The 15,290-nt window shown below is 58.8% G+C and carries 24 protein-coding genes; 23 read left to right on the top strand and 1 reads right to left on the bottom strand.

The window, feature by feature from the left end:
• Positions 1–9: 9 nt before the first annotated feature.
• A complete protein-coding gene (locus tag GRF63_RS10960) occupies positions 10–657 on the bottom strand; it encodes a hypothetical protein (RefSeq protein WP_160486026.1) in 648 nt (215 codons plus the stop codon).
• A gap of 311 nt (positions 658–968) precedes the next feature.
• On the opposite strand from GRF63_RS10960, the gene GRF63_RS10955 reads away from it, so the two are divergent.
• From GRF63_RS10955 to rpsN, 23 genes are all read left to right on the top strand, one after another.
• Entirely contained in the window at positions 969–1,436 is a 468-nt protein-coding gene (locus GRF63_RS10955) for a response regulator transcription factor (protein WP_419865957.1), read from the top strand.
• Between the two features lie 59 nt (positions 1,437–1,495).
• Positions 1,496–1,828, top strand: coding sequence for a hypothetical protein (locus GRF63_RS10950; protein WP_160486024.1), 333 nt, complete (start codon positions 1,496–1,498; stop codon positions 1,826–1,828).
• Complete coding sequence (locus GRF63_RS10945; protein ID WP_160486023.1) at positions 1,828–2,322, top strand: hypothetical protein; 495 nt, start codon at positions 1,828–1,830, stop codon at positions 2,320–2,322. Before GRF63_RS10950 ends, GRF63_RS10945 begins: the two co-directional genes overlap by 1 nt.
• Positions 2,297–2,842 (top strand): MarR family transcriptional regulator, encoded by a 546-nt coding sequence (locus tag GRF63_RS10940; protein WP_160486022.1) that lies wholly within the window; start codon positions 2,297–2,299, stop codon positions 2,840–2,842. The genes GRF63_RS10945 and GRF63_RS10940 overlap by 26 nt, the downstream gene beginning before the upstream one ends.
• Before the next feature lie 427 nt (positions 2,843–3,269).
• Entirely contained in the window at positions 3,270–3,641 is a 372-nt protein-coding gene (gene rpsL, locus GRF63_RS10935) for a 30S ribosomal protein S12 (RefSeq protein ID WP_160486021.1), read from the top strand.
• 74 nt (positions 3,642–3,715) lie between these two features.
• Entirely contained in the window at positions 3,716–4,186 is a 471-nt protein-coding gene (gene rpsG, locus GRF63_RS10930) for a 30S ribosomal protein S7 (protein WP_160486020.1), read from the top strand.
• A gap of 111 nt (positions 4,187–4,297) precedes the next feature.
• A complete protein-coding gene (gene fusA, locus GRF63_RS10925; RefSeq protein ID WP_160486019.1) occupies positions 4,298–6,427 on the top strand; it encodes an elongation factor G in 2,130 nt (709 codons plus the stop codon).
• Positions 6,428–6,524: 97 nt separating this feature from the next.
• Complete coding sequence (gene tuf, locus GRF63_RS10920; RefSeq protein WP_160486018.1) at positions 6,525–7,715, top strand: elongation factor Tu; 1,191 nt, start codon at positions 6,525–6,527, stop codon at positions 7,713–7,715.
• A 326-nt stretch (positions 7,716–8,041) separates the two neighbouring features.
• A complete protein-coding gene (gene rpsJ, locus GRF63_RS10915; protein ID WP_120078130.1) occupies positions 8,042–8,353 on the top strand; it encodes a 30S ribosomal protein S10 in 312 nt (103 codons plus the stop codon).
• Positions 8,354–8,635: 282 nt separating this feature from the next.
• Positions 8,636–9,496, top strand: coding sequence for a 50S ribosomal protein L3 (rplC, locus tag GRF63_RS10910; protein WP_160486017.1), 861 nt, complete (start codon positions 8,636–8,638; stop codon positions 9,494–9,496).
• 2 nt (positions 9,497–9,498) lie between these two features.
• Positions 9,499–10,122: a 50S ribosomal protein L4 gene (gene rplD / locus GRF63_RS10905; RefSeq protein ID WP_160486016.1), complete on the top strand. Its 624-nt coding sequence runs from the start codon at positions 9,499–9,501 to the stop codon at positions 10,120–10,122.
• The gene (locus GRF63_RS10900; RefSeq protein ID WP_160486015.1) at positions 10,115–10,429 is read left to right on the top strand and encodes a 50S ribosomal protein L23; all 315 of its coding nucleotides are present in this window, start codon (positions 10,115–10,117) and stop codon (positions 10,427–10,429) included. The genes rplD and GRF63_RS10900 overlap by 8 nt, the downstream gene beginning before the upstream one ends.
• Before the next feature lie 4 nt (positions 10,430–10,433).
• Positions 10,434–11,270: a 50S ribosomal protein L2 gene (gene rplB / locus GRF63_RS10895; RefSeq protein WP_160486014.1), complete on the top strand. Its 837-nt coding sequence runs from the start codon at positions 10,434–10,436 to the stop codon at positions 11,268–11,270.
• A gap of 6 nt (positions 11,271–11,276) precedes the next feature.
• On the top strand, positions 11,277–11,552 hold the full coding sequence (gene rpsS, locus GRF63_RS10890; protein ID WP_120078135.1) for a 30S ribosomal protein S19: 276 nt from the start codon (positions 11,277–11,279) through the stop codon (positions 11,550–11,552).
• The gene (rplV, locus tag GRF63_RS10885) at positions 11,552–11,929 is read left to right on the top strand and encodes a 50S ribosomal protein L22 (protein ID WP_160486013.1); all 378 of its coding nucleotides are present in this window, start codon (positions 11,552–11,554) and stop codon (positions 11,927–11,929) included. Before rpsS ends, rplV begins: the two co-directional genes overlap by 1 nt.
• A gap of 1 nt (position 11,930) precedes the next feature.
• Positions 11,931–12,626 (top strand): 30S ribosomal protein S3, encoded by a 696-nt coding sequence (gene rpsC, locus GRF63_RS10880; protein WP_160486012.1) that lies wholly within the window; start codon positions 11,931–11,933, stop codon positions 12,624–12,626.
• 11 nt (positions 12,627–12,637) lie between these two features.
• Positions 12,638–13,072: a 50S ribosomal protein L16 gene (gene rplP / locus GRF63_RS10875; protein ID WP_160486011.1), complete on the top strand. Its 435-nt coding sequence runs from the start codon at positions 12,638–12,640 to the stop codon at positions 13,070–13,072.
• Complete coding sequence (gene rpmC / locus GRF63_RS10870) at positions 13,072–13,299, top strand: 50S ribosomal protein L29 (protein ID WP_160486010.1); 228 nt, start codon at positions 13,072–13,074, stop codon at positions 13,297–13,299. Before rplP ends, rpmC begins: the two co-directional genes overlap by 1 nt.
• Before the next feature lie 10 nt (positions 13,300–13,309).
• Positions 13,310–13,612, top strand: a complete 303-nt coding sequence (gene rpsQ / locus GRF63_RS10865; protein ID WP_160486009.1) for a 30S ribosomal protein S17 — start codon at positions 13,310–13,312, stop codon at positions 13,610–13,612.
• A gap of 58 nt (positions 13,613–13,670) precedes the next feature.
• Entirely contained in the window at positions 13,671–14,039 is a 369-nt protein-coding gene (gene rplN / locus GRF63_RS10860) for a 50S ribosomal protein L14 (RefSeq protein ID WP_160486008.1), read from the top strand.
• Positions 14,039–14,359 (top strand): 50S ribosomal protein L24, encoded by a 321-nt coding sequence (rplX, locus tag GRF63_RS10855; protein WP_160486007.1) that lies wholly within the window; start codon positions 14,039–14,041, stop codon positions 14,357–14,359. The genes rplN and rplX overlap by 1 nt, the downstream gene beginning before the upstream one ends.
• The gene (rplE, locus tag GRF63_RS10850; protein ID WP_202131678.1) at positions 14,352–14,930 is read left to right on the top strand and encodes a 50S ribosomal protein L5; all 579 of its coding nucleotides are present in this window, start codon (positions 14,352–14,354) and stop codon (positions 14,928–14,930) included. Before rplX ends, rplE begins: the two co-directional genes overlap by 8 nt.
• Before the next feature lie 43 nt (positions 14,931–14,973).
• Positions 14,974–15,279, top strand: coding sequence for a 30S ribosomal protein S14 (rpsN, locus tag GRF63_RS10845; RefSeq protein WP_160486005.1), 306 nt, complete (start codon positions 14,974–14,976; stop codon positions 15,277–15,279).
• The last annotated feature ends 11 nt before the right edge of the window (positions 15,280–15,290 follow it).

The raw sequence follows: 15,290 nt of genomic DNA, 5'->3' as shown, positions 1-15,290 counted from the left end.
CCATCCCACTCAATCCTCCTCGCCATCTCCCGCCAGCAGGCGATCCGCCGCCTTGCGCCGCGCCACTGCGCGATCCAGCTTTGCGTTGAGACTGGCGAGCACTTCTGCCTTGCTGCGCCGCTTGCCGCGCTCCTCTGCCAGAACCTCGGCCCGGATGCGTTCGTACAGGGGGTGGCCGGGCGCGATATCGGGGCCATAGCGGTGGCTGCGGCGATGACGCAGGAAGAACATCACCAGCGCCTCGTTATGCCGCCGCTCCGTGCCCACCAGCTTTCCGGCAGAGACGACCATGCGCTCCTCCCCCTCGATAGCGCGGGCCAGCGCGCAGTCCTCCAGCCGGGAGACACCGCGATCCACCGCCTTGTCCCACGCGGCGCAAAACGCCTCGGCCCCCGGTTTCTGCCGCAGCTTGTAGAGCGCCTCCATACTCGCGCCGATATGTTTTGCCGCCTGCGTGACGATGCCAGTGGCGGCGAGATGGGCAATGAACTTGCGCTGCCGATCCGGCGTGATGGAATTGCGGCGAGGCGCGACATGCGGAACGGGCGCGAAATCGAGCAACGGATCACCCGGCGCCACGGGTGAGGGCGGGGCGGTGACATAGCTGGTTGCCTGGCGAGGCGTGGCGCGGGGGCGATGGGGGAGTGAACCGGTCATGTGCCAAGATGGAGCATGTGTATGAAGTTGTGGGGAAGGGCTGCTGCAGCCAGCTTGTTTGCACCATTCTGGAGGCTATTTAGTGAAGAACATGTAGACGACCGAATGCGCGAAAAGGTACGGACGTCTGCCAAATATCCAAGAGACTGGGAGCGAAAAATTATCGTAAGTTAATTCGCTATTTACGAAAAAATTGAAGAACCAATGAGGGGTAAACTCGTTGAGTTCTCAAAGAGCGAGTGAGGGGAAACTTGGGAGATTCGTCATTGCCAGATGGAAGGTCGCGTAAGCTTACGGCGAAGCAACGAGCGGTGCTGGATCTCTTGATCCAGCATAAGACATCCAAGGAAATCGCCAGGCTCCTTGGCATATCGCATTACACCGTCGATCAGCGTGTTGCTGCCGCACGCAAAAAGCTTGGTGTAACGTCGCGTAACGAACTTGCTGTAACGTACCGTCGTATCTCGGAAAAACCCGAAAATTTATCCAGCGAAGCCGCATACCGCTTTCCGCATGTGGAGTTAGATCTCGATGACCGCGATCAAGTGATCGGGACAAGCGGATTGCTGAACCACACGGCTAAAGGTCCAATTTCGATCAAGTCGAAAGCGCACCAGCCGAGTGAACGACATATCCGCGTTGTGCCGGAGTTTTTCGAGGGCCAATACGGTGTCTACATAAGGTTGACCGCGATCGGTATCGTAGCGGTGTTGCTGCTGACAATCGTATTGGGTGGCCTGGCTGCATTTGGTCAGTTGTCTGATCTGATGTTTTCCTAGGACCTCGGGATTCTCCGTTTTTTGGAAGCTGTTCTGGCAGCAAAAAAAGGAGACTCTACATGTCAATGTCCAAGCCAATCGCACAGATGCGGATCTCGACAGATATCAAGCAGGCCGAGTATGCCGTTGACGAGGCCTTGCTGCGTCAGGGTGCGCTCATGGCAACCCTCATCACCACCCGTCGTGAAACCGGTTCAGGTCCGGCCATGGGGCATGACGCTCTGCTGCGCCTTGTAAAGTCCCAGCAGGACCTTCTTTCCGCAGGTGGCGAATTGGCACGTGTGCATGGCAGCCTCCTGAAAATTCAGCAGGACGTGCTCGGTTATGAAGAGTGCCCTGAAGGTGGACCGATGGAACTGAATGCTGGCGAGCCGGTGCAAGCCGTAGCTTAATGCCAGTCGATCTTGCCCTAGTCTTGGTCATTGTCGCCGCGCTTGCGCTCTACGCGCAAATGCGCGGCGACAAGCCTGAACGGATTGTCGCGATGGTTATCGTGGCAGGCGTGCTGATCGATCGGATCGGGCACGCTTTTCTGGACTACGGACAGTTTCTTCGATTTTCGCCATTACGGCTCGCGCTGGATTGTCTGCAGGGCGCCGGCTTCTTTTACGTCGCGCTAAGGGCAAATCGTGTGTGGCCTATATGGATCGCGGCGGCACAACTTGTGGCGATCATGGGTGGCTTGGCACCGCTTGCCTACAGCACTGGGCACAGGCACGCATACTGGGCGCTTACGCAGCTCCCGATATTCGTCCAGTTGATCGCACTAGGCATCGGAACTGCTGCGCATAGCGGCAGGGTCCGCCGATACGGGACGTATAGTGCCTGGACCCCGAAAGTGCCGCAGCTGGACCAGCTGAATGAAAAGCATTTTCAAAATGGATAATTGCAAAGACATGCTGACACTCACTCAGCAAGATATTCTGGATCACGTCGGTGACGCATGGTCGACGGGCGAAATGCGGGGGCTCGGCGCGGCGCTGCTGAGGCTTGCCGATGCGATTGACCAGGATTGGCGGCCACCCAGTGGAGGTCCGGCTTTCCGCTGGCCAAGCAAATTGAGCCGCATCGAACGGGATCTCTATATCCTTGGAGATAAGGCCCGCCAGATTTGTGAAAGCAGAAAGCGCCGAGCGAAATTCATACCGGCATCGCTTTTTGCCGAGCCTGCCTGGGAAATGCTTCTGGAGCTATTTCAACAGCACGCCGGGCGCGCGCGGGTATCAACCACCAGTTTGTGTATTGCATCCGGCAGTCCGTGCACCACGGCCTTGCGCTATATCGCAGAGCTGGAAGCAGTTGGCCTGGTTCGGCGTGTACCGGCCGAGCACGACAAGCGTGTGACCTTTGTGGAACTTACAGATGATGGTGTACTCGCCGTCGGGAGTTATCTCGCAGACGTTTGACTGCGCATGCATGTCCACACCCTTGACCCCCCACCCAAATCCAACTAAGTGCGCCCTTAACCAAGGCCTGCTCCTGTAGCGAGTCCCTGGTCAGATAGAGCTGAACATTGCCGGATATGTCCCGGGGCTCCCCCTTGCGGTGGAGCCTTTTTCTATTGGAGCCTACGCGTCCCTTTGCGGACGCATGGCTTGCGGGGCAGCCGTCAAAGTAACCCGGTGCCGGAAGGTTCGGGTGGAGTGTTTCAGGCTCGCGCGATGGATCGGCAGGCTCTTCATGGGCGCTCCGGCGGTGTTGCGCGATCCCGATATATTCCATCCGGTGCAACTGGCACCACAATTCGGGTGAAGGGCAAGTGCCTGCGCAACCGCCATACAAAGGCGGTGTTTGCGGGCGGGCCACGAACCCCTCGAACGGTGAAGAGAAACTATGCCGACTATTAACCAGCTGGTTCGCAAGGGCCGCAGTCCCATCGTCAAGAAAAGCAAGTCTGCGGCGATGATGAACAACCCGCAGAAGCGCGGCGTTTGCACGCGCGTTTACACGACGACCCCGAAGAAGCCGAACTCGGCTCTGCGCAAGGTGGCCAAGATCCGTCTTACCAACCAGCGCGAAATCATCGCCTACATTCCGGGCGAGGGGCACAACCTCCAGGAACACTCCGTGGTGCTGATCCGCGGCGGCCGTGTGCGCGACCTTCCCGGCGTGCGTTACCACGTGCTTCGCGGCGTGCTCGACACGCAGGGCGTGAAAGACCGTCGCCAGTCCCGTTCCAAGTACGGCGCCAAGCGTCCGAAGTAATCCAGGCCCGGCATAGCGCCGGTGCTGCAAGGTGGCCCTGTGTGGTCGCCGTTACTCCGAAGGAGTTTTGAAAAATGTCACGTCGTCGTCGTCCCGAAAAGCGGGAAATCCTGCCTGATCCCAAGTTCGGAGATCAGGTTCTTTCGAAGTTCATGAACAACCTGATGCTGGATGGTAAGAAGGCCGTTGCAGAAGGTATCGTCTACAGCGCGCTCGACACGGTGGAGGCTCGCGCCAAGACCGATCCCGTGCAGCTGTTCCACGAAGCGTTGCAGAACGTATCGCCCGCCGTCGAAGTGCGCAGCCGCCGTGTTGGCGGTGCCACGTACCAGGTGCCGGTCGAGGTTCGCCCTGAGCGTGCCCAGGCGCTGGCCATTCGCTGGCTGATCGGTGCCGCGCGCGGCCGTGCGGAAACCACCATGAGCGCACGCCTTTCGGCAGAGCTGATGGATGCCGCCAACAACCGTGGCAACGCGGTGAAGAAGCGTGAAGATACGCACCGCATGGCGGACGCGAACCGCGCCTTCAGCCACTATCGCTGGTAAGCCGAGGCAACTTTGAGGCCGGGAGAGTGTCTCCCGGTCTTCAAGTTGTAACGCATGACACTATATGGGGATCGAACCGCTCGCTCCCCCCGCAAAGTTGAGGAAACCACCATGGCACGTAGCCATCCGCTAGAACGCTATCGCAACATCGGTATCATGGCGCATATCGACGCCGGCAAGACCACGACCACAGAGCGTATTCTGTATTACACCGGCAAATCCTACAAGATTGGCGAAGTGCACGATGGCGCTGCGACCATGGACTGGATGGAGCAGGAACAGGAACGCGGCATCACCATCACGTCCGCCGCGACGACGTGTTTCTGGAACCCCGAGGATCCCGAGAAGGACCCCAAGGGCGATCCCGCCGAACTGCGCAAGACGCCGGAACACCGCATCAACATCATCGATACGCCCGGACACGTGGACTTCACCATCGAAGTGGAGCGCTCCTTGCGCGTACTCGACGGCGCAGTCGCCTGCTTCGACGGCGTTGCCGGTGTTGAGCCGCAGTCTGAAACCGTGTGGCGCCAGGCCGACAAGTACAAAGTACCGCGGATGTGCTTCATCAATAAATTGGACCGCACCGGCGCCGACTTCAAATACTGCGTCCAGTCGATCATCGATCGTCTCGGTGCGAAGCCTGCCGTGCTGTATCTCCCGATCGGTATCGAATCCAACCTTACCGGCCTGGTAGACCTGGTGAACGAGCGTTCGATCACCTGGAAGAACGAAGATCTGGGTGCAGAATACACCTATGGCGATGTTCCGGCAGACATGGCTGACGAAGTCGCCCAGTACCGCGAAGAGCTGATCGAGCTCGTCGTCGAGCAGGACGATGACATCATGGAAGCCTATCTTGAAGGCGAAATTCCTGATGCGAAGACGCTTAAGTCGCTGATCCGCAAGGGCACGCTGAACCAGAGCTTCGTGCCTGTTGTCTGCGGATCTGCCTTCAAGAACAAGGGTGTGCAGCCCCTTCTTGATGCTGTCGTCGACTACATGCCGAGCCCGTTGGACGTTCCCGCTATCCGCGGCATTCTGCCCAACACGGAAGAAGAAGCGAAGCGCGAATCCAGCGATGCTGCTCCTTTCGCAGCACTGGCATTCAAGGTGATGAACGATCCGTTCGTCGGCTCCTTGACCTTCACCCGTATCTATTCGGGCAAGCTGGAGAAGGGCACTGTTCTCAACTCCGTGAAGGAGAAGAAGGAGAAGATCGGACGTATCCTGGAAATGCACTCCAATGACCGTAAGGACATTGAAGAGGCATTCGCAGGCGACATCGTGGCGCTGGCCGGGATGAAGGCGACCACCACCGGTGATACGCTTTGCGATCCTGCCCACCCGATCATTCTTGAGCGGATGGAATTCCCTGATCCCGTTATCGAACTTTCGGTGGAACCCAAGACCAAGGCCGACCAGGAGAAGATGGGCGTCGCCCTGAATCGCCTGGCTGCCGAGGATCCCTCGTTCCGCGTGTCGACCGATCACGAATCCGGCCAGACGATCATCAAGGGTATGGGCGAGCTTCACCTCGACATTCTCGTCGATCGCATGAAGCGCGAGTTCAAGGTGGAAGCCAATGTCGGTGCGCCGCAGGTGGCCTACCGCGAATCGCTCGCCCGCGAAGTCGAAGTGACCTACACCCATAAAAAGCAGTCGGGTGGTTCGGGCCAGTTCGGTGAAGCCAAGGTGAAGGTGATCCCCGGCGAACGCGGCCAGGGCATCATCTTCGAAGACAACATCAAGGGCGGCAACATCCCCCGCGAGTACATTCCTTCGGTTGAGAAGGGCATGCGCGAGCAGGCGGAAAGCGGCTACCTCGTGGGCTTCCCGATCATCGATTTCACGATCGAGCTGATCGACGGTAAGTACCATGATGTCGACTCGAGCACCGTGGCATTCGAAATCACCGGTCGCGGCGCAATGCGCGAAGCGGCAGAGCGTTCGGGCATCAAGCTGCTCGAGCCTGTGATGAAGGTCGAGGTGGTGACACCCGAGGAATTCATGGGCGATGTTATCGGTGACATGAATTCGCGTCGTGGCCAGATCCAGGGCACGGACACCCGCGGTAACGCGCAGGTTGTCGATGCCTTTGTTCCGCTGGCAAACATGTTCGGCTATGTGAATGAGCTGCGCTCCTTCACCCAGGGCCGTGCCCAGTACACGATGCAGTTCAGCCACTATGACGAAGTGCCGTCGAATGTGGCTCAAGAGATCAAGGAGAAGCTTGCCTAAGGTCAGGCAAGCGTCTAGGGGCGGCGCCTGATTCAATCGGGTGCCGCTTCCTCTCCCGGTGAAATTCAATTTTTGACTAACAGAGGTTATTAGAAAAATGGCGAAGGAAAAATTCGAGCGGAACAAGCCGCATTGCAACGTCGGCACCATCGGTCACGTTGACCACGGCAAGACCACGCTGACGGCTGCTATCACCAAAGTGATGGCAGAAACCTACGGCGGTGCAGCTGTTGATTTCGCAAACATCGACAAGGCTCCCGAAGAGCGTGAGCGCGGCATCACCATCTCGACCGCACACGTTGAGTATGAAACCGAAGCACGTCACTACGCACACGTCGATTGCCCCGGCCACGCTGACTATGTGAAGAACATGATCACCGGTGCCGCACAGATGGACGGCGCTATCCTGGTTGTGAACGCTGCTGACGGCCCCATGCCGCAGACCCGCGAGCACATCCTGCTGTCGCGTCAGGTTGGCGTTCCCGCACTGGTCGTTTACCTGAACAAGGTTGACCAGGTTGACGACGAAGAGCTGCTCGAGCTGGTTGAACTGGAAGTTCGCGAGCTGCTGAGCGACTACGACTTCGACGGGGACAACATTCCGATCGTCAAGGGTTCGGCTCTGGCCGCTCTCGAAGGTCGCGATGACGAAATCGGCAAGAACTCCATCATCGAACTGATGAAGGCTGTTGACGAGCACATCCCGCAGCCGGAACGTCCGGTTGACCAGGCATTCCTGATGCCGATCGAAGACGTGTTCTCGATCTCCGGTCGTGGTACGGTTGTGACCGGCCGTGTTGAAACCGGTGTTGTGAACGTTGGCGACGAAGTTGAAATCGTCGGCATCAAGGACACTTCGAAGACGACGGTTACCGGCGTTGAAATGTTCCGCAAGCTGCTCGACAGCGGCCAGGCTGGTGACAACATCGGTGCACTGATCCGCGGCGTTGGCCGTGACGATGTGGAGCGTGGCCAGGTTCTGGCCAAGCCCGGCAGCGTTACCCCGCACACCGAGTTCTCGGCAGAAGTTTACGTTCTGTCCAAGGACGAAGGTGGCCGTCACACGCCGTTCTTCGCCAACTACCGTCCGCAGTTCTACTTCCGTACGACTGACGTGACCGGCGAAGTGATCCTGCCCGAAGGCACGGAAATGGTTATGCCTGGTGACAACGTGACGATCGGCGTGAAGCTGATTGCTCCGATCGCCATGGACGAAGGTCTGCGTTTCGCAATCCGTGAAGGCGGCCGTACGGTTGGCTCCGGCGTTGTGTCGTCGATCACCAAGTAATTCTGCCGCGCCGCAAGGCGTAGCTGGATAAAAACGGGCCCGGCCTCATCACGAGTGCCGGGCCCTTTTTATGCAGGCTGCATTTATCGCTTCCCACTGATTGCGCGGGGATAAATAGCAGTCCGCAAAATTGGCGTATTTCAGGGGTTGCAAGCGAAGGCTCTCCTCCGTATACGCGCCCCAACAGAAGGAGATTCGTCTCCTTCGCAACGATCAAATTCACAAGGCCGCCCGTACCGGGAAACCGGGCAACGCGGGGCGGGCCTTTTTATTTTTGGCGGGTTTGAAAAGGCTCGCTTGGCTCTTTCGCATCGGTAGACGGAATTATGGACGCTCAGAATATTCGTATTCGCCTCAAGGCTTTTGATCACCGCGTGCTCGATCAGGCAACTGGCGAAATTGCGGACACGGCACGCCGCACTGGCGCGCTTATTCGTGGTCCTATTCCGATGCCGACGCGTATCGAGAAGTTCACCGTGAACCGCGGCCCGCACATCGACAAGAAGTCGCGCGAGCAGTTCGAGGTGCGCACCTACAAGCGGCTGCTGGACATTGTGCAGCCCAACGCCCAGACGGTCGACGCGCTGATGAAGCTTGACCTTGCTGCTGGCGTGAACGTGGAAATCAAGCTCGCCTAAGCGGGATTGCCTTCCGGTCCTTCTGGTGGACCTTAAGCGACCAGAGAGATTTGGGGCTCCTACGGCCCCGCCGGATCAGCAGAGTTTCTGCAATCCTGGCAAGACATAGGGATACCGCCGGCCTCTCCTTTACGGAGATCAGGGTCGGGTCTGCGTCCCCCGTCTCGCTCAATCGGTAACTGCCGTGCGAGCAATTCAGCCCGGACGGGGCGACGTATCGAAAAATTGGGCTGCAAGCACCTGGGGAATGGTCCTCTTGTGCCTCTGTAAGGAGTTTAGGTCATGCGCAGTGGCGTGATCGCGAAAAAAGTCGGGATGACCCGCCTGTTTCAGGAGGATGGACGTCACGTTCCCGTGACCGTTCTGTCGCTTGAAGGTTGTCAGGTCACCGGAAATTGCACAGCCGATCGCGACGGCTATTTTTCAGTTCATCTCGGTGCTGGCGATGCGAAGCAGAAGAATGTTTCCAAGCCGCAGCGTGAAGCTTTCGCCAAGGCCAATGTCGGCCTGAAGATGAAAGTTGCCGAATTCCGCGTCGAGAACGAGGATGGCCTGCTTCCTGTGGGTGCAACCATCACCGCAGATCACTTCATCGCTGGCCAGAAGGTCGACGTTACGGGTCACACCGTGGGTAAGGGTTTTGCCGGTGCCATGAAGCGTTGGGGCTTCGGTGGTCTGCGCGCGACGCACGGCGTTTCCATCTCGCACCGTTCGCACGGTTCGACGGGTAACCGTCAGGATCCAGGCAAGGTTTTCAAGAACAAGAAGATGGCCGGTCACATGGGTGATCGCCAGCGTACCCAGCAGAACCTGGAAGTTGTTCGTACCGATGCTGATCGCGGCCTGATCTTCGTGCGTGGCTCCGTGCCCGGTTCGAAGAATGGCTGGCTGCTGGTTCGCGATGCGGTAAAGCTGCCGCTTCCCGAAGAGGCGCCGTTCCCCGGTGCAATGCGCCGTAACGCTGACGAAACTGCCAGCGAAGACGCAACGCCCGGCATGATCGAAGCCGGTGGCGCCGTCGAAACCAATCCCGAAGTCTCGCTGGAGCAGCAGGAAAAGCTGGCCCAGCAGCAGGATTCGGGTGTCGGAACCGAGAGCGGAACGCCCGAGGCCGATTCCAATGACAAGAACGAGGAGTCCTGATCGTGAAGGTCAAGGTCCAGAAAATCGACGGCAAGGCCGCCGGCGACGTTGAGCTCAACGATACCGTTTTCGGTGTTGAGCCGCGTGCCGATATCCTGCACCGCGTCGTGACGTGGCAGCTGGAAAATCGCCGTGCTACCGCTCGCCCGACGCGTGAGCGTTCGGACGTCAACCGCACCGGCAAGAAATGGGGCAAACAGAAGGGATCCGGCGGCGCACGTCACGGTGACCGCGGTGCTCCCATCTTCATTGGTGGCGGTAAAGCTCACGGTGCTCGCAAGCGTGACTTCGAGCAGCAGCTGAACAAGAAGGTCCGTGCACTTGGCCTGAAGATGGCTCTTTCGAGCAAGGCGAAGGACGGTCTCATCGTCGTCGACAGCCTTGAGCTTGGCGATCCCAAGACCAAGGCGCTGAAGGGTCAGTTCGACAAGAATGGCTGGAACGGCAAGGTTCTGATCATTGACGGCGAAAGCGTGAATGACGGCTTCCGCAAGGCTGCCGGCAACCTGCCAGGTATCGATGTGATGCCGGCTGCTGGCGCGAACGTCTACGACATTCTCAACCACGACATGCTGGTCCTTACCAAGGATGCTGTCGAGAAGCTGGAGGCGCGTTTCAATGGCTAAGAAGCAAGATATCGACGCCCGTCACTACGACGTGATCCTCGCTCCGCACATCACCGAGAAGGCAACCCTTCTGTCCGAGAACAACGCTGTTGTTTTCAAGGTGGCGAACGATGCGACGAAGCCGCAGATCAAGGAGGCCATCGAGGCTCTCTTCGATCGCAAGGTTTCGAACGTGAACACGATCGTTTCGAAGGGCAAGAGCAAGCGCTGGAAGGGTAAGCCCTACAAGCGTTCCGACGAAAAGAAGGCAATCGTGACCCTCGCCGAGGGTCAGGACCCGATCGACATCACCGAAGGCGTGGGCTGATCCGATGGCACTGAAAAATTATAAACCGACAAGCCCGGCGCGCCGTGGCCTCGTCCTGGTCGACAAGACCGGCCTCCACAAGGGTGGCCCGGTCAAGTCTCTGTCCAAGGGCCTGACCAAGACCGGCGGCCGTAACAACAAGGGTCATGTGACCTCGCGCGGCAAGGGTGGCGGTAACAAGCAGAAGTACCGCTTCATCGACTTCAAGCGTCGCAAGTGGGACATGGAAGCCACTGTGGAGCGGATCGAATATGATCCCAACCGCACCGCTTTCATCGCGCTGATCAAGTATGAGGACGGCGAGCTGTCCTACATCATCGCGCCCAACCGCGTTGCCCCTGGTGACAAGGTTGTTGCGGGTGAGAAGGTCGACACCAAGCCTGGCAACGCCATGCTGCTGGGTCAGATGCCGGTCGGCACCATCATCCACAATGTGGAGATGAAGCCGGGCAAGGGCGGGCAGATCGCCCGTTCGGCAGGCACCTATGTGCAGCTGGTTGGTCGTGACCGCGGGATGGTGATCGTTCGCCTGAACAGCGGTGAGCAGCGTTATCTGCGTGCAGATTGCATGGGTACGGTTGGCGCGGTTTCGAACCCCGACAACCAGAACCAGAACCTGGGCAAGGCCGGTCGTCGCCGTCACATGGGCATCAAGCCACTGACGCGCGGTGTCGCCAAGAACCCTGTCGATCACCCGCATGGCGGCGGTGAAGGCCGCACCAGCGGTGGCCGTCATCCGGTTACTCCGTGGGGCAAACCTACCAAGGGCGCCCGTACCCGTAAGAACAAGCAGACGGACAAGATGATTATCCGTTCGCGTCACGCGAAGAAGAAGAGGTAAGGCACTATGGCACGTTCCGTCTGGAAAGGTCCGTTTGTCGAGCTGAGCCTTCTCAAGAAGGCGCAGGAAGCGCAGGAAGCGAACAACACCAAGCCGATCAAGACCTGGTCGCGCCGTTCGACGATCCTGCCCGATTTTGTCGGCCTGACGTTCAACGTCTACAACGGGCACAAGTTTGTTCCCGTCTCGGTCAACGAGGAAATGGTCGGTCACAAGCTTGGTGAATTTGCGCCCACGCGCAGCTTCCCGGGTCACGCTGCCGACAAGAAGGGTAAGCGATAATGGCTAAGGCTAAAGCTCCCCGCCGCGTGGCGGAAAACGAGGCGCTGGCTGTGGGCACCACCATTCGTGGTTCCGCGCAGAAGCTCAACCTCGTTGCCGCACTGATCCGCGGCAAGAAGGTGGAAGAGGCGATGAACATCCTCTCTTTCTCCAAACGTGCTATGGCGCGCGATGCATCGAAGGTTCTGGCATCGGCAATCGCCAATGCAGAGAACAACCACGATCTCGACGTCGACGCACTCGTCGTTGCCGAGGCATCGGTTGGCAAGTCGGTCACCATGAAGCGGTTCGCAACGCGCGGCCGTGGCAAGTCCACGCGCATCCTCAAGCCGTTCAGCCGGCTGCGGATTGTCGTTCGCGAAGCAGAAGAGGCTTAAGATGGGTCATAAGAGCAATCCGATCGGTCTGCGCCTGCAGATCAACCGCACTTGGGACAGCCGCTGGTACGCCGAAGGTGGCGATTATGCCAAGCTGCTCAAGGAAGACATCGAGATCCGCAAGCACATCATTTCGAACCTGCCGCAGGCAGCGATCTCGAAGGTTGTGATCGAGCGTCCGGCAAAGCTTTGCCGCGTTTCGATCTATGCTGCGCGTCCCGGCGTCATCATCGGCAAGAAGGGCGCTGACATCGAGAAGCTGCGCGCCAAGCTGGCCACGATGACCGACAGCGAAGTGAAGCTGAACATCGTTGAAATCCGCAAGCCGGAAATCGACGCCAAGCTCGTCGCACAGGGCATTGCCGATCAGCTGATCCGCCGTGTTGCATTCCGCCGTGCCATGAAGCGCGCGATGCAGTCTGCCATGCGTCTGGGTGCGGAAGGCATCAAGATCATGTGTGGCGGTCGTCTTGGCGGTGCCGAAATCGCTCGCGTTGAACAGTATCGTGAAGGCCGGGTGCCGCTGCACACGCTGCGCGCCAACATCGACTATGCCGAAGCCGAGGCGCTGACTGCCTATGGCATCATCGGCATCAAGGTGTGGGTCTTCAAGGGCGAGATTCTGGGTCACGACCCGACCTCGCAGGATCGTTTGATGATGGAATCGCAGACGTCCGGCGTCCGTCCGGCTCGTTGAGGTAAAGAACCATGCTGCAACCGAAAAAAACCAAGTACCGGAAAGCCTTCAAGGGCAAGATCCATGGCAAGGCGAAGGGCGGCACCACGCTGAACTTCGGCGCCTACGGTCTGAAAGCTCTTGAGCCGGAACGTATCACCGCACGCCAGATCGAAGCTGCGCGTCGTGCCATCACCCGCGCAATGCGTCGTCAGGGCCGTCTCTGGATCCGCGTCTTCCCAGACGTGCCTGTGTCCAAGAAGCCCGCCGAAGTGCGTCAGGGTAAGGGTAAGGGCTCCGTTGAATTCTGGGCCGCTCGCGTAAAGCCGGGCCGGATCCTGTTCGAACTCGACGGCGTTCCCGGCCCCGTGGCTGCACTCGCATTCGAGCGTGCTGCCATGAAGCTGCCGATCAAGACGAAGGTCATCGCTCGTTTCGGCGACACCTCGCACCTGGGAGGCGAATAATGGCTGACAAGAGCAACACCGAAGATCTGCGCACCAAGACAGACGACCAGCTGACCGAAGCGCTGACCATGCTCAAGAAAGAGCAGTTCAACCTGCGCTTCCAGGCTGCGACCAACCAGTTGGAAGGTCCGGCTCGGGTGAAGGAAGTTCGTCGCCAGATCGCGCGCATCAAGACGCTTCAGAGCGAGCGCGCCAAGAGCGCTCAATCCGAAGCAGCGAAAGCGTAAGGAGTAGACAATGCCCAAGCGTATCCTGACCGGGACTGTCACCTCCGACAAGACCGACAAGACCGTGACCGTGCTGGTCGAACGCCGCGTGAAACACCCGCTTTACGGGAAGATCATCAAGCGTTCGAAGAAGTATCACGCTCACGACGAGAAGAACGAATTCGTCACTGGCGACAAGGTTCGCATCGAGGAGACCAAACCGATCTCCAAGACCAAGACCTGGGCGGTCAAGGACCGTCTCGTCGCCAGCCGTGGCACCGAAGTGGAGGCCGACCTCGATGTCGCCGAAGCTACCCCCGGTGGCGCAGAGTAACAGACGTTAGGAACTGCCGGACTGGTTTCGGCAAGCCAATTGAGAAGGAACCGGATCGATGATCCAGATGCAATCCAATCTCGACGTCGCGGACAACAGCGGCGCCAAGCGCGTCCAGTGCATCAAGGTACTGGGTGGCTCGAAGCGTCGCACCGCGTCTGTCGGTGATGTGATCGTGGTTTCCGTAAAGGAAGCCCAGCCACGCGCCCGCGTTAAGAAGGGTGATGTGCACCGTGCGGTGATCGTGCGTACCCGCAAGGACGTTCGTCGTCCTGACGGCAGCGTGATCCGTTTCGACAGCAATGCTGCCGTTCTGGTGAACAAGCAGGAAGAGCCGATCGGTACGCGTATCTTCGGCCCGGTTGTTCGCGAACTGCGCGGCAAGGGCTTCATGAAGATTATTTCGCTCGCACCGGAGGTGATCTGATGGCTTCCGCTAAGATCAAGAAGGGCGACAAGGTCGTCGTGCTCTCGGGCAAGGATAAGGGCCAGACCGGCACTGTCCAGAAGGTCATGCCGAAAGATGGCAAGGTCGTTGTCGAGGGTGTCAATGTGATGACCCGTCACCGCAAGCCTTCGCAGGCTAATCCGCAGGGCGGCATCGACCGGATGCCCGCTCCGATGGCGATCTCCAAGGTCGCTGTTGCCGATCCCAAGGATGGCAAGCCCACCCGCGTCCGTTTCGAAGAAAAGGACGGTAAGAAGGTGCGCGTTGCCGTCAAGTCCGGGGAGACGATTGATGGCTGATTACACACCGCGCCTCAAGAAGAAGTATAGCGACGAGATCATCAAGGCGATGACCGACAAGTTCGGTTACAAGAACGCCATGGAAGTTCCGCGCATTACCAAGATCACGCTCAACATGGGCGTTGGCGAAGCGAGCCAGGACAAGAAGAAGGTCCAGACCGCTGCCGAGGAAATGGAACGTATCGCTGGCCAGAAGCCGGTGATCACGAAAGCCAAGAAATCCATCGCACAGTTCAAGCTGCGCGACGGCATGCCAATCGGTTGCAAGGTTAACCTGCGCCGCGATCGCATGTATGAATTCCTTGATCGCCTGGTGACCATCGCGATGCCGCGTATTCGCGACTTCCGCGGGGTTAACCCCAAGTCGTTTGATGGCAATGGCAACTACGCCATGGGCATCAAGGAGCAGATCATCTTCCCAGAGATCAGCTACGACAAGATCGAGAAGGTGCGTGGCATGGACATCATCGTCACCACCACCGCCAAGACCGACGACGAGGCGCGCGAGCTCCTCAAGCTGTTCGGTTTCCCGTTCCCGGCCGAGCAGGCCGAAGACAAGGAAGCGGCGTGAGCCGTTTCCCTGACCTGAGAAAGCAAGAGAGAGCTTAAGTCCAATGGCGAAACTGAGTTCCATCAACAAGAACGAGAAGCGCAAGAAGCTCGTTCAGAAGTACGCAGCGAAGTACGAAAAGCTGAAGGCAATTGCCGACGATGAGTCGCTCGACGATACAGAGCGTCTCATGGCCCGCCTGAAGATGGCCGAACTTCCGCGTAATGCGAACCCCACCCGTGTGCGCAACCGCTGCACCACCACCGGCCGCCCGCGCGGCTACTACCGCAAGTTCGGGCTTAACCGCATCGAACTCCGGAACCTGGCTAACAAGGGCCTGATTCCGGGCGTGACCAAGTCGAGCTGGTGAGGACCTGACGA

The sequence above is a fragment of the Aurantiacibacter rhizosphaerae genome, from assembly GCF_009807005.1.
Taxonomy (GTDB): domain Bacteria; phylum Pseudomonadota; class Alphaproteobacteria; order Sphingomonadales; family Sphingomonadaceae; genus Alteraurantiacibacter; species Alteraurantiacibacter rhizosphaerae.
The sequence above is the reverse complement of the archived record's forward strand: the minus strand, read 5'-3'. Positions and strand labels throughout refer to the sequence as shown.

Coding starts and splice junctions, on each gene's coding strand:
- GRF63_RS10960 (WP_160486026.1), bottom strand. CDS start 657: ATGACCGGTTCACTCCCCCATCGCCCCCGCGCCACGCCTCGCCAGGCA.
- GRF63_RS10950 (WP_160486024.1), top strand. CDS start 1,496: ATGTCAATGTCCAAGCCAATCGCACAGATGCGGATCTCGACAGATATC.
- GRF63_RS10945 (WP_160486023.1), top strand. CDS start 1,828: ATGCCAGTCGATCTTGCCCTAGTCTTGGTCATTGTCGCCGCGCTTGCG.
- GRF63_RS10940 (WP_160486022.1), top strand. CDS start 2,297: ATGAAAAGCATTTTCAAAATGGATAATTGCAAAGACATGCTGACACTC.
- rpsL (WP_160486021.1), top strand. CDS start 3,270: ATGCCGACTATTAACCAGCTGGTTCGCAAGGGCCGCAGTCCCATCGTC.
- rpsG (WP_160486020.1), top strand. CDS start 3,716: ATGTCACGTCGTCGTCGTCCCGAAAAGCGGGAAATCCTGCCTGATCCC.
- fusA (WP_160486019.1), top strand. CDS start 4,298: ATGGCACGTAGCCATCCGCTAGAACGCTATCGCAACATCGGTATCATG.
- tuf (WP_160486018.1), top strand. CDS start 6,525: ATGGCGAAGGAAAAATTCGAGCGGAACAAGCCGCATTGCAACGTCGGC.
- rpsJ (WP_120078130.1), top strand. CDS start 8,042: ATGGACGCTCAGAATATTCGTATTCGCCTCAAGGCTTTTGATCACCGC.
- rplC (WP_160486017.1), top strand. CDS start 8,636: ATGCGCAGTGGCGTGATCGCGAAAAAAGTCGGGATGACCCGCCTGTTT.
- GRF63_RS10900 (WP_160486015.1), top strand. CDS start 10,115: ATGGCTAAGAAGCAAGATATCGACGCCCGTCACTACGACGTGATCCTC.
- rplB (WP_160486014.1), top strand. CDS start 10,434: ATGGCACTGAAAAATTATAAACCGACAAGCCCGGCGCGCCGTGGCCTC.
- rpsS (WP_120078135.1), top strand. CDS start 11,277: ATGGCACGTTCCGTCTGGAAAGGTCCGTTTGTCGAGCTGAGCCTTCTC.
- rplV (WP_160486013.1), top strand. CDS start 11,552: ATGGCTAAGGCTAAAGCTCCCCGCCGCGTGGCGGAAAACGAGGCGCTG.
- rpsC (WP_160486012.1), top strand. CDS start 11,931: ATGGGTCATAAGAGCAATCCGATCGGTCTGCGCCTGCAGATCAACCGC.
- rplP (WP_160486011.1), top strand. CDS start 12,638: ATGCTGCAACCGAAAAAAACCAAGTACCGGAAAGCCTTCAAGGGCAAG.
- rpmC (WP_160486010.1), top strand. CDS start 13,072: ATGGCTGACAAGAGCAACACCGAAGATCTGCGCACCAAGACAGACGAC.
- rpsQ (WP_160486009.1), top strand. CDS start 13,310: ATGCCCAAGCGTATCCTGACCGGGACTGTCACCTCCGACAAGACCGAC.
- rplN (WP_160486008.1), top strand. CDS start 13,671: ATGATCCAGATGCAATCCAATCTCGACGTCGCGGACAACAGCGGCGCC.
- rplX (WP_160486007.1), top strand. CDS start 14,039: ATGGCTTCCGCTAAGATCAAGAAGGGCGACAAGGTCGTCGTGCTCTCG.
- rplE (WP_202131678.1), top strand. CDS start 14,352: ATGGCTGATTACACACCGCGCCTCAAGAAGAAGTATAGCGACGAGATC.
- rpsN (WP_160486005.1), top strand. CDS start 14,974: ATGGCGAAACTGAGTTCCATCAACAAGAACGAGAAGCGCAAGAAGCTC.